The organism is Micromonospora echinospora, from assembly GCF_014203425.1.
GTDB classification, from domain to species: Bacteria; Actinomycetota; Actinomycetes; order Mycobacteriales; family Micromonosporaceae; genus Micromonospora; species Micromonospora echinospora_A.
The window spans coordinates 96,422-108,331 of sequence record NZ_JACHJC010000001.1; the positions used below are offsets into that span (position 1 = coordinate 96,422).

12 protein-coding genes are annotated in these 11,910 nt (G+C 73.0%); 7 read left to right on the forward strand and 5 right to left on the reverse strand.

Translation table 11 applies throughout. The annotated features are described in order from the left end of the window. Positions 1 to 46: 46 nt before the first annotated feature. The 4 genes from FHU28_RS00470 to folP all read right to left on the reverse strand — a co-directional run bounded on the left by FHU28_RS00470 (position 47) and on the right by folP (position 2,469). The gene (locus FHU28_RS00470) at positions 47 to 535 is read right to left on the reverse strand and encodes a DUF3180 domain-containing protein (protein ID WP_184689053.1); all 489 of its coding nucleotides are present in this window, start codon (positions 533 to 535) and stop codon (positions 47 to 49) included. An 85-nt stretch (positions 536 to 620) separates the two neighbouring features. Next, positions 621 to 1,148: a 2-amino-4-hydroxy-6-hydroxymethyldihydropteridine diphosphokinase gene (gene folK, locus FHU28_RS00475; protein ID WP_184679795.1), complete on the reverse strand. Its 528-nt coding sequence runs from the start codon at positions 1,146 to 1,148 to the stop codon at positions 621 to 623. Next, positions 1,145 to 1,504: a dihydroneopterin aldolase gene (gene folB, locus FHU28_RS00480; RefSeq protein WP_184679797.1), complete on the reverse strand. Its 360-nt coding sequence runs from the start codon at positions 1,502 to 1,504 to the stop codon at positions 1,145 to 1,147. Before folB ends, folK begins: the two co-directional genes overlap by 4 nt. Then, complete coding sequence (gene folP, locus FHU28_RS00485) at positions 1,501 to 2,469, reverse strand: dihydropteroate synthase (RefSeq protein ID WP_311773495.1); 969 nt, start codon at positions 2,467 to 2,469, stop codon at positions 1,501 to 1,503. The genes folB and folP overlap by 4 nt, the downstream gene beginning before the upstream one ends. A gap of 359 nt (positions 2,470 to 2,828) precedes the next feature. On the opposite strand from folP, the gene FHU28_RS00490 reads away from it, so the two are divergent. The 7 genes from FHU28_RS00490 to FHU28_RS00520 are packed head-to-tail and all read left to right on the forward strand — an operon-like array spanning position 2,829 to position 11,231. After that, positions 2,829 to 3,143, forward strand: a complete 315-nt coding sequence (locus FHU28_RS00490; RefSeq protein WP_013288976.1) for a hypothetical protein — start codon at positions 2,829 to 2,831, stop codon at positions 3,141 to 3,143. Between the two features lie 14 nt (positions 3,144 to 3,157). Further along, on the forward strand, positions 3,158 to 3,520 hold the full coding sequence (locus tag FHU28_RS00495) for a hypothetical protein (RefSeq protein WP_013288977.1): 363 nt from the start codon (positions 3,158 to 3,160) through the stop codon (positions 3,518 to 3,520). Positions 3,521 to 3,569: 49 nt separating this feature from the next. Continuing rightward, positions 3,570 to 6,947 (forward strand): ATP-binding protein, encoded by a 3,378-nt coding sequence (locus FHU28_RS00500; RefSeq protein ID WP_184679799.1) that lies wholly within the window; start codon positions 3,570 to 3,572, stop codon positions 6,945 to 6,947. 1 nt (position 6,948) lies between these two features. After that, the gene (locus FHU28_RS00505; protein WP_184679801.1) at positions 6,949 to 8,892 is read left to right on the forward strand and encodes an MFS transporter; all 1,944 of its coding nucleotides are present in this window, start codon (positions 6,949 to 6,951) and stop codon (positions 8,890 to 8,892) included. Continuing rightward, entirely contained in the window at positions 8,889 to 9,449 is a 561-nt protein-coding gene (locus tag FHU28_RS00510; RefSeq protein WP_184679803.1) for a hypothetical protein, read from the forward strand. Before FHU28_RS00505 ends, FHU28_RS00510 begins: the two co-directional genes overlap by 4 nt. Then, positions 9,446 to 10,621 (forward strand): M23 family metallopeptidase, encoded by a 1,176-nt coding sequence (locus tag FHU28_RS00515; protein WP_184679805.1) that lies wholly within the window; start codon positions 9,446 to 9,448, stop codon positions 10,619 to 10,621. Before FHU28_RS00510 ends, FHU28_RS00515 begins: the two co-directional genes overlap by 4 nt. Positions 10,622 to 10,631: 10 nt before the next feature. Continuing rightward, entirely contained in the window at positions 10,632 to 11,231 is a 600-nt protein-coding gene (locus FHU28_RS00520) for a hypothetical protein (RefSeq protein WP_184679806.1), read from the forward strand. Between the two features lie 7 nt (positions 11,232 to 11,238). On the opposite strand, the gene FHU28_RS00525 is transcribed toward FHU28_RS00520, so the two are convergent. Then, a complete protein-coding gene (locus tag FHU28_RS00525; RefSeq protein ID WP_184689058.1) occupies positions 11,239 to 11,796 on the reverse strand; it encodes a hypothetical protein in 558 nt (185 codons plus the stop codon). Between the last annotated feature and the right edge of the window lie 114 nt (positions 11,797 to 11,910).

Below are 11,910 nucleotides of genomic sequence, written 5' to 3' on the forward strand. Positions count from 1 at the left end.
GTCGCCAGGGACGGTACCGCCGGGCCGGGGTGTGGGGAACCCCGGATCAGAGACGCCCGCGCGGCGTCTCTCGGTCGCCCGGCTCGCGGTCCTCGTCGTCCTCCTGCTCCGGCACCCGGCAGGAGCGTTCCAGCCAGAGCGCGGCGGCGACGAGCGCGAGCGCGGCGATCAGACCGCCGAGCGCGGCGGGGCGATCGCCCTCCGCGGCGTTGGTCCGCTCCACGAAGAGCCAGCCGGTCAGGCCGGCGTAGAAGCCGGCGAAGATGGCCCCGGCCAGCGCGGACGCCTTGGCCAGCACCACGAACCGGGCGACCAGCAGCGGGTTCACCGGCTCCCGGCCGGGCCGCCGCTCGATCCGGCTGCGGGTGTTGACCGCCGCGTAGCCCTCCAGCACGGCCAGGCCGGCCAGGGTGATCACCGGAAGCCAGGGCAGGTCCGGCGCGAAGTCGTAGTAGAAGCCGCTGATCAGCAGCCAGGCCACCGCGGCGGCGGCCAGGCCGGCCACCACGAGCGTGGAGGCCCGGGTCGGACCCATCCGGAAGCGGTCGGGCCCCTGCGGGGAGCGGTCGGTGCTCACCGCACCTCCTCAGCTCGCCACTGCCGGGCCACGCTCCACCGGGTCATGTGTCCGACTCTAGCGTCAGATCGGGTCGCGGGCTCAGTTCCAGGGCGTCACCGGCCAGCGGCTCGGCGTTGAGCAGATCGGTCAGCCAGCCGTGCCCGGGAAGCCGGCCGTGCGGTTCGATGTCGATCCACGGGCGTAGCACGAACGCGCGCAGGTGGGCCCGGGGATGCGGAACTGTCAGCTCGGGGTCGTCGCGGAGCACCGGCTGCCCGGCGTCGTCCCAGACCGCGATCACGTCCACGTCGAGCGTGCGCGGCCCGTACCGCCGTCCCGGGTCGCGGGCGCGCCCGGCCGCCGCCTCCGCGGCCCGGGCGCGGGCCAGCCAGTCCTCCGGCGCCGCCGCCGGGTCCGCGACCATCACCACCGCGTTCAGGTACGCGGGCTGGTCCGCGTCCCCCCACGGTGGAGTCTCGTAGACGCCGGAGACCAGCAGCACCCGGTCGCCGAGCGCGGCCACCGCGCCGCGCAGGTGGCCGAGGCGGTCGCCCAGGTTGCTGCCGATCGACAGCACGGCCCGGGTCATCGGGTACGCCGCATGGTGACCGCCACGTCCCGGAAGGCGTGCGGGATCGGGGCCTCCGGCTTGTGCACCGTCACGGTCGCGGCGGCCACCAGCGGTTCGGCCAGGCACACCGCGAGCAGCCGGTCGGCGAGCGTCTCGATGAGGTTCACCGGCTCGCCGGTGATCACCGCGACCAGCCGTTCGGCCAGCTCACCGTAGTGCACGGTGTCGGTCACCTCGTCGGAGCGGCCGGCCGGTCCCAGGTCCAGTTCGAGCACCGCGTCGACCACGAACTCCTGCCCCTGGGCGCGCTCGAAGTCGTAGACGCCGTGCCGGCCGTGCGCCCGCAGGCCGGTCAGTTCGATCCGGTCGGTCATCGGTCGCCTCCGCTCGTGCCGGTGGCCGCTTCCGCCGCCCGGGTGCCGCCGGTCGCCGCTTCCGTCTGCTGCCTGCCGGCGGCCGCTGCCGTCGGAGACGCGGTCGCACGCCGAGGGCCGGTCGCGGTGGCGAGCCGCGGGCTGCCGGTGGCCCGCCAGACGGCGAGCGCGTCGGCGGTGCCGCGGACGTCGTGCACGCGTACCCCCCAGACGCCGGCCGCGACGGCGAGCACGCTCGTCGCGACCGTGGCGGCCTCCCGCCCGGCGGTGGGCCGGGGCTCGCCCGCTGCGTCGGCGAGCAGCCGGCCCAGGTAGGACTTGCGGCTGGCCCCGAAGAGCACCGGAAAGCCCAGGTCGACCAGCTCGGGCAGGCGGGCGCTGAGCGCCCAGTTGTGCGCGGCGGTCTTCGCGAAGCCCAGGCCCGGGTCGACGATGATCCGGTCGGCGGCCACCCCGGCGGCGAGCGCGGCGTCGACCCGCCGGCTCAGCTCGTCGCGGACCTCGGCCACCACGTCGGTGTACGTGGCCAGGTCGCGCATCTCCCGGGAGTGCCCCCGCCAGTGCATGAGCACCCAGGGACAGCCGGCGTCCCGGACCACCCGGGCCATGTCCGGGTCGGCGAGGCCGCCGGAGACGTCGTTCACCACGTACGCGCCGGCGGCGAGGACCGCCTCGGCGACCCGGGCCCGGCTGGTGTCGATGCTGACCCGGATGCCGGCGGCGCTCAGCTCACGGACCACCGGCAGCACCCGGGCGGTCTCGGTGGCCGCGTCGATCCGGTCGGCGCCGGGCCGGGTGGACTCGCCGCCCACGTCGATCAGGTCGGCGCCGTCGGCGCGCAGTCGCACCCCGTGTGCGACGGCCGCCTCCAGATCGGCGTATCTGCCGCCGTCGGAGAAGGAGTCGGGCGTGACGTTGAGGACGCCCATCACCACCGGGGTCTCCGCCCGTACCAGATCGGTCACGGAGCCGACAGTACCGTTCGCCGGCAGGGCTTCCGGCGACCGGGCGAGCCGCCGACACAGCAGCCCTGACATGCGAATTGGAACAGGTGTACGATCGGTCTTCCGGGCGATTCGGGGCCGACTCTTCACGGCTTGTCGCAAAGGTGGCCGGGCCGTACGCTTTGGAATTGCCCAGCATCGAGATGACGAAGCCTGGAGGGAGGGCCGAAGCGGGAAGAATCCGCCCATAACTCACCACCCAGCGTGGTGGGTCACGGACACAGCGTTGACGGCTGCCGTGTCCGCCGAGCACCATCCCGCCAGGCTTGCCTACTTGCACCAACGCGGCACCGCCGGCCGCGACCTTGGGGAGGTTTCCAGTGATCGCCATCGAGCTCATGGCAACGGCGTCGAGCGCCGTGGACCACGCGCTCCACACCCTGGCGTCGACTCCACTCGCCGAGCCGGCTCCGAAGGGCATCGACACCGACAACGTCGTCACCTTCTTCGCGAGCAAGATCGCGCCGATCCTGCTCGCCGTCCTCGGGGTGATCTTCATCGGCCGGGCCAGCCGGGGTGAGATCTCCAAGGTGCTGACCAGCTCGGCCATCGCCATCATCGGCCTGGCCTTCATCGCCGGCGCCGCCACGCTCTTCTTCGTCGGCGACTACCTGATCAACCTGATCTTCGAGTAGGACGCTGGGCGACGATGCGGCTGCGCACCGACGACGACATCTACCGGGCACGCCTCGTCTACCTGGGGCCGCCCGGGTACACCCTTCCCGTTCACCTGCCGTACGCCCAGTACGGCCTGTTCATGCTGCTCGTACCCCTCTACATGTTCATCCACTGGCTGTTCACGCTCCAGGTCGAGCTCTTCCCTGCCTGGGAGATCTCGCTGGCGATCGTGACCACCTCGTTCATCTTCCGGTACGTCGACCCGGACCGGCCCGCGCGCATGGTCATCCGGACCGCGCTGACCGACTGGCGACGCACCCGGGAACCGGCCACCGAGCAGCGGGACCCGCGGCTCGTCGCGAGCCGGATCAGGATCCGGGAGGAACTGGCATGACCGGGCGTACGACAACCGTGCAGACGAACGACGCGGGTGAGGCGGTCGCATGAGTCGCTCTTCCACGCCGGGTCCCCCGGCCGGGCGTCCGGCCGGGCCGAACGGTAACCGTCAGCGATCGTTCGACTACCCACCGGACGAGGATCTGGACGAGGTCGTCCTGGACGGCGCGCTCGTCACCAGCCCGGGCCACGGCCGGGTTGGTGTCTTCCAACCGCCGCGACCGATCACCCCCCGCGAGCCGGTACGCCCCGACGGCGACATCGACTCGCCTTTCCTCGACCTGTTCGGCGGCGCGCAGCCCCGGGTCCGGCGACCCGCCGCCCCCACGCCGTCCCCGCCGGTCGAGCCGGTGGTCGCACCGCCCCGCCGCGGCGTCGGCCGTGAGCCCCTGCCGATCCCGCACCAGCACGCCGCGCCGGTCGAGCCCGCGCCGCGGGCCGAGCCGGATCCGCCCACCCGTGAGCAGGCTCCCGGCGTACGCGCGATCGGGCGTCCCCGGCCCGAGCCGGCGCGCGCCGTACCCCTGCCCGTCGAGCCGGCCCTGCCCGACCCGCCTGCCGCACTCACCCCGCCGCCGTCCCGGAGCCGGGTGCCGCAGCAGGCCGGTGACCGGCTGCCCGCACTCCGGCCCCCGGCCGAGCCGGAGCCGGCGCTCCCGCCGCCCCCGCAGATCGCCGCGCCCGGACCCGCACCCGGCGAGTACCGGGAAGCGGACCTCGCTCCGGCGGAACCGCTCGCGACCGGCGCAGCGCCGTCGCGGGAGGTCGGCCGTCCGGCGCACCGCGAGATCGCGCCGCCCCGGCAGCGCACGCCGGAACGTCGGAACCGGCCCACGAAGCCGGTCCGGGTCCGCGCTCCGAAGATCAAATTCGGTGATCGGGACCCGTCGGTCGAGCTGGCCATCACCGAGATCGCCGGCCACCTCACCTTCACCCCCAACACCGTCACCGCCTGGTACTGGCTGCCCGAGGTGCGGTGGGCGTTCCGGCCCGACGCCGAACGCGAGGCGCTGCTCTCGGCGATCTCCGAGCAGTACGCCGGACTCGCCGGCTTCCGGCTGCACCTGCGCCGCACCACCCGGCCGTTCCCGGCCGACGAGTGGGCCCGCACCATCGACGCGCACACCGCCGCCCCGCTGCCCGACGTACCAGGCACCACCGGCTGGGCCGACCACCTGGTCGCCGCCCAGCGGCACCTGATGGCGGTCAACCACGCCGAGGGCCAGACCTACCTCGGCGTCACGTTCGCCCGCCGGTCGCTCGGCGACTCGCTCACCGAACGCCTGCTCCGCACGTTCGGCCGGGGCACCGCCGACGGCGAGCGGCGCCGGCTGAGCCGTACCGTCGAGCAGTTCGACGAGGTCCTCGGCGCGTTCGGCATGCGCGGGCGGCGGGTCACCGCGCCCGAACTGGAATGGCTGCTCTACCGCTCGGTGGCGCTGTGCATGGCGCCGCCCGGCGTCCTGTCCCCGATCACCAACGGCAGGTGGGAACGCGGCGACCTACTGGGCCTCACCGAGCAGGTCGAGCGCTACCGCACCCCGTACGGCTCGACCGTGAAGCTGGTCAACCGGATGACCGGCGAGGAGCGGCACGTCGCCGTGCTCGCGGTCGGCCGGATGGAGCCGCTGGAGATCCCCGAGCGGCACGAGCCCTGGCTGCACTTCCACGAACGGCTGCCGTGGCCGATGGAGCTGTCCACCCGGGTCGACATCCTCGGCCCCAACGACTCCTTCCGGAACCTCGAACACCGGCTGCGGATGATCCGCTCCCAGCAGCTCGACTACGCCGAGCACGGCATCGACGCCCCGCCTGAGCTGGAACGCCTGGCCAAGCGCGCGCTGGTGATCGGCGACGAGATGACCACCGGCCTGCCCGTCGACTCGGCCCGGGCACACGGCTGGCACCGCATCGCGGTCGGCGGCCGAACCCGGGAGGAGTGCCTGGAGCGGGCCCGGCGGCTCATCCAGCTCTACTCCCGTGAGCTGCGCATCTCGCTCCAGCATCCGAAGAACCAGGACTGGCTGGCCCGCGAGTTCATCCCCGGCGAGCCGATCGCCAACACCGGCTACGTCCGGCGGATGCCTGTCAACCTGCTCGCCGCCGCGCTGCCGCAAGCAGCGTCCACTGTGGGCGACCGGCGGGGCGACCTGATCGGCCGGACCGCCGGCACCTGCCGCCGGCCGGTCTTCCTCGACCTGCACTTCCCGATGGAGGTACGCGAACGCTCCGGCCTCGCCGTCTTCGTCGCCGAGCCCGGTGGTGGCAAGTCGACGCTGCTCGGCGCGCTCGGCTACCTGTCCGCGCGGCGCGGCGTGCAGGTGACGCTGCTCGACCCGTCCGGCCCACTGGCCCGGCTCTGCGCCATGCCCGAACTCGCCCCGTACTCCCGGGTGCTCAACCTGACCGGCTCGGAGCAGGGCACGCTGGCGCCGTACTCGCTGATCCCGACGCCGCTGCGTACCGAGTTCGGCGCCGGGGCGGCCGGCGACCGCGAGTTCGAGATCGCCGTGTCGAACGCCCGCGCCGAGCGCCGGATGCTGGTGCAGGACATCTGCATGATGCTGGTGCCGCCGCAGGTGGCCCGCGAGGCGTCCACCGCCACGCTGTTCCGGCACGCGGTACGCCAGGTCCCGGCCGAGGAGACCTCCACGCTCGACGACGTGGTCACCTGCCTCCAGGGGCTCGACGACGACGCCGGCCGCGAGCTGGCCCACCTGCTGCTCGACACCGCCGAGATGCCGCTGGCCATGCTCTTCTTCGGCCGGCCGCCGGAAGGGCTGCTCGGCGCCGACGCCGCGCTCACCGTCATCACCATGGCCGGCCTGCGGCTCCCCGACCTCAAGATCGAGCGGGAGTACTGGTCGGCCGAGGAGGCGCTCGCGCTGCCGATGCTGCACACCGCGCACCGGCTGGCCGTACGCCGCTGCTACGGCGGGTCGATGTCCTCGCGGAAGCTGGTCGGCCTAGACGAGGCGCACTTCATGGAGGGCTGGCGCTCCGGCCGGTCCTTCCTGGTCCGGCTCGCCCGCGACTCCCGCAAGTGGAACCTCGCCGCGCTCGTCGCCTCGCAGAACCCGAAGGACATCCTCGGCCTCGACGTGCAGAACCTCGTCTCCACCGTCTTCGTCGGCCGGATCGCCGAGGACAGCGAGATCGCCTCCGAGGCGCTGCGGCTCCTGCGGGTGCCGGTGGACGACGGGTACGAAGCAACACTCGCCTCGCTCTCCCAGGCCGACAGCGGATCGGCCAACCGGCTCGGCTTCCGCGAGTTCGTCATGCGCGACGTCGACGGGCGCGTGCAGAAGGTCCGGGTCGACGTGTCGTACGTCGACGGGCTGCTGGAGCACCTGGACACCACCCCCGCCGCGGTCGCCCAGGCCGCCGGGATACTGCCGACCGTCCTGGCTGATCTGGAGGCGTGACATGGCGAGGGCCCGGGCACGGATCGCGGCGCTCCTCCTCGCGCTCGGCGTACTCGCCGGGGCCACGATCTCCTGGCCGGTGATCGGGGCGGCCACACCCGCGTACGCCGCCGCGCCGGTCACCCAGGCGCGGGCCGAACTGTGCAGCACCAAGGAGTGGCAGGCCGACTTCCGCGCCTGCGTCGGCCGCCTCAAGGCGGTGAGCGAGGACCAGGTCGAGTGCCGCAACGCGCCGGTGCCCGCCGCGCCGGACTCGGGCCTGGCCGGCTGGTTCGCGTCCCGGCCCGACTCGGCGAAGGAGCTCGGGCCGAGTGGCCTCTACAGCCACTACGGCTACGCCGGCTACAGCTACAACACGTACGACGTGGACGGCGGCTGCGCCTCCTCGGTGCTCCATCCGGACTACCGCTTCACCACGATGGTCGCCAACGGCGAGTTCATGTTCGCCAATGCGGTGATCGGCGCGTCGAACGCGCTGCGGGAGCGCGCCTGGGATCCGCGAACGATGTGGAGCTGGGCGGACCCGCTGGTGGAGCAGGCCACAAAGGCCGTCTACCAGAAGGTGTTCAGCGTCTTCGGCATCATCACCGTCTGCGTGGTGGGTCTCTACCTGCTCTGGCGGTCCCGCCAGTCGGACATGAGCAACGCGATGACCACGGCGGGCTGGGCCCTGCTGGTGATGGTGGCGGTGACCGCGCTGGCCGCCTGGCCGGTCAAGTCCGCGAACATCGCCGACAACACGCTGATCACCACGCTGGGCGTGGTGCACGACGCGGTCGGCCCCACCTCCAAGACCGTTCCGCCGGACAAGTGCGCACTGCCGAACCCGAGCGCCTGTGTCGACAAGCGGCCACCCGCCGTGCGCGCCAGCGACACGGCTACCGAGACAATGCTGTACCGGAACTGGCTGCGCGGTGTGCTCGGCTCGGCGGACAGCGAGACCGCGAAGAAGTACGGCGAAGCGCTCTACGACGCGAAGTCCCTGACCTGGGAGGAGTCGGAAAAGCTCCGCCAGAATCCGGCAACCCGCGAGGGCACGATCAAGGCCAAGCAGCAGCGGTGGGCCCGTGTTGCCGAGCAGATCAAGACCGAGGACCCGGAGGCGTACGAGTACCTCCAGGGCACCCGGGACATGGACCGGATCGGAGCCGGGTTCATCGCGGTGCTGGCCTCGGTGCTGTTCGCGATGTTCGACCTCACCGCGTCGCTGCTGGTGCTGCTCGGCTTCCTGATCTTCCGCTGGGCGGTGATCGCCGCGCCGATCCTCGGCACGGTCGGCCTGATGCGCCCGGCCAGCGCCGGCCTCCGGCGGCTGGCGAACGCTGTGGTCGCCGCCGTCTTCAACATCGCCATCTTCGGCACCGGCGCGGCCATCTACCTCTTCGCCGTCGACCTGATCATGAACACCGCCACGCTGCCCGGCTGGCTCCAGGTGGTGCTGGTCTGGCTCTGCGGCGTGGTCGGCTGGCTGCTGCTGCGGCCGTACCGCCGGATCACCCAGCTCGGCGGCAAGGACAGCAGCGAGGCGGTCAGCTCGGCCGGCTCCTGGCACCGGCGGTTCTTCCGGGACATGCGGATCGCCGCCCGGCTGGACGTGGCCGAGCCCGGCGGCACCAACGAGCCGACGATCGGCAAGCGCCGCACCGTCACGGCCGACCAGCGCAGCCTCCGGCCGGAGGCCCGGCACGAGGATCCGGCACACAGCGCCACACCCGCCGGACGGGAGCGACCGGACGGGCGGGAACGCCCGGAGGAGGCGCCCGCGACCGGACGCCCGGGCGGAAGTCCCGCCGCCACACCCCGGCCCCGGCGGGCGCCGTCGACCTGGACCGAGCCGGACGTGCCGGAGGAGGCGCCCTCCTACGCCGTCTACCGGCCCGATTCGGCCAGCCGCGGCACATCCCCGGCCCGGCCGGCGCCGCGCATCCGCTCCGAGGCCCGGTGAGTCCGGTGCGGCGCGCGCTGGAGTTCCTCTTCACCCGGGTCCTCCGGTCCCGGATCGGGATCGCTTTGGTGATCGCCGTGCTGGTCTTCGGTGTGATCGGCGCGGCCCGCCTGGTCGGCGGCCCCGTCGACCCGGGTCTCGGCCTGACCAGCCGCCCCAGCCAGCCGATCAGCACCGCTGATCCGGAGGCCGGTGACGACGGCGTGCTCGCCAGCCCGCCGGCGGCGGTCGCCCCGAAGACCCGGCCGGGCGGGGACACGCCGGAGCAGGTCGCCGGACGGTTCACCACAGCGTGGCTGAGCGGCCCGGGCAGCACCGGCGACGCCTGGCAGGCCCGGCTCCGACCGCTCTCCACGCCCGCGCTGGCGGAGAAGCTGACAGACGCCGACCCGGAGACAGTGCCCGCACGGAAGACGACAGGCGCACCCACCCTCCGGCCCCGCACCGAGTCGTTCGTGGAGGCGCTCGTCCCGCTGGACAACGGCACGCTCCGGCTCGAACTTGTCGCACCGGACGGGCCCTGGCTGGTGGACGCGATCGACTGGGAGCGGTCGTGACCGCCGGCCCGGCCGTCGCCGGACAGGTCCGCCGGAAGCTACGCCTGGGCGTGATCGCCACCGCCGTCACGAGCGTGCTCGCCCTGCTCTGCTGCGTCGGCGGCGCCGGCGCCTTCCTCCTCACCGAACTGGGCGGCGACGAGGACGACCCGAAGCTCGCGGCCCTGACCTGTGATCCGGCCTACCAGGTGAACCTGACCGGGGACATGCCGCGCTTCGCCGAGTACGGCGAGCGTCAGCTGCGCAACGCCGCCGTCATCATCAAGGTCGGCCAGGACATGAAGGTCCCCGCTCGCGGCTGGGTGATCGCGCTGGCCACCGCCATGCAGGAATCAGCGCTGCGCAACCTGGCGAACAGCACGGTCCCGGCGTCGCTCGCGCTGCCGCACGAGGGGGTCGGCGCCGACCACGACTCGCTCGGCCTGTTCCAGCAGCGGCCCGGGTGGGGCACCGTCGAGCAGCGGATGACGCCCTCGTACACGGCCCGGAAGTTCTACCAGAAGATGGTGCAGGTGCCGAACTGGCAGCAGCGGCCGCTCACCGTCGTGGCCCAGCGGGTCCAGGTGAGCGCCTACCCCGATGCCTACGCCAAGCACGAGGAACTGGCCGGACGCATCGTCGACGCGCTCGCCGGCGGCGCCGCCCGGACCGTGGAGATCGCCGGGAAGGCCGTGTGCGACGCGGCGGCCGGAGACCGGATCGCCGCCTCCGGCTGGACCGCACCGCTGCCCGGCGGCGTGGTCTCCGGCTTCCGCACCACCGCCCGTCCCAGCCACCACGGCGTGGACCTGGCCGCCTCGAAGGGCACGCCGATCCACGCCGCCTCGGCGGGCCGGGTGCTGGTGGCCCGCTGCGACCCCGACCGCTCCGGGCGGAAGGACTGCGACCGGGACGGCTGGCCGAACAAGGGCGGCTGCGGATGGTTCGTGGACATCCTGCACGCCGGCGGGTTCATCACCCGCTACTGCCACATGGTCGAGCGACCCCGCGTGGTGCCGGGTCAGTCGGTCGCGGCGGGCGAGGTCATCGGACTCTCCGGCAGCAGCGGCAACTCGTCCGGTCCCCACCTGCACTTCGAGGTGCACAAGAACGGCGACCGCTCCAGCAACGGTGCGGACAACCCGGTGCCCTTCATGCGCAAGCGGGGCGCGCCCCTCGGCGAAACCGGGTGAGGCCGGGCGGATGAGCAATCCCCTGCCCGACCCGTTCGCCGACCGGCCGGACTGGGCGCCGCTGCCACCCCGGCCGGTGGAGACCGTGCCCGCCACCGGCGGGGCCGAGCTACGTGGCCGCCGGGTGCTGGTCGGCCTGCCCGGTCTCGGCTGGCGCGGCGACCTGCGGGCCGACGAGCGCGTGGTGCAGGGCAGCCGCACCTACGTGCCGGTCATCCCCGAGCACGAGTGGTACCGGGCCGAATCCGAGCAGGTGGAGGTGTTCGCCCCGCTGGTCCCTGTGGAACGGGTCTGGGTGGAGACAATCGGCGAGCGGCCCTCGCCGACCGCGCCGACCGCCTCGGGAATCCGGCTGGTCTCGCTGGACGCCCCGAACCGCCGGCCGCCCACCCCGGTGTTCGAGGCCGACGCGGTGACCGGCCGACGCGTGGTGCACGTGGACAGCGGCGTGGAACGGCGCGACCTGCGCGCGGTCACCGAGACCTACTCCGGGGCGGACGGCGACATCTGCGTGCGGGTTACGCCCGAACTGGAGTGGTACCGGTGGGCCTGGCGGGGCCAGGCACCGACCACGCTTGAGATCCCGGTGCACCTGCTCTGGCTGGAATAGCCGGAAGTCAATCGGCACGCTGCGCGGAGCAGACGCCCCAGCCGTCGTCGCGCCTCGTCTCGAACCGCCACCTCTGTCGATCTCTCTGTGAGATGCCCTCGACGGAGGCGGAGATGATGAGTTCAACCTCGACCACTGCGGACTCCCCGGACTGCTGGACGGCCAGCGGGCCCCAGCTCACCGAGATCGTCGTGTTGAAGCGCTGCTCTCGGGCTACGAGGTCTTCGCGAAGCGCACGCAATGCGTCAGCGTCCGCTCTCCCAGCGCAGTCGAATTCCTCAGCTCTCGTGTCGTTGTGGTCCACGAGGAAAGCTCGCAGATAGTTGTCGACCACGACGTCGGGGGCGCTTCGGTCCGGGGCCGTCGCGCGGTCGTACAACACGAATCCGACCACCCCGCCACCCGTGCACAGCAGCGCCAGCACCCCCGCGACGACGGCGATAACGGTACGCAGCGAACGCTTGGGGCGTACCGGTGCGGGAGCGGGCGCGAAGGGCGCCAACTGCTCCGGCGGGGTCCGCTGCGCCGGTACTCGGGACACCTGGGAACCGGCGGGGGGCTGCACTGATTCCACCTCCTGAGGCTATCGGCTGCGCGTCGCGTACCCAATGCCCAGAACCGGCGGATCGTGGCGAACCGCCGGGCGGACGCCGCCCGGCGGCGGGGTGAGGCTGCTCAC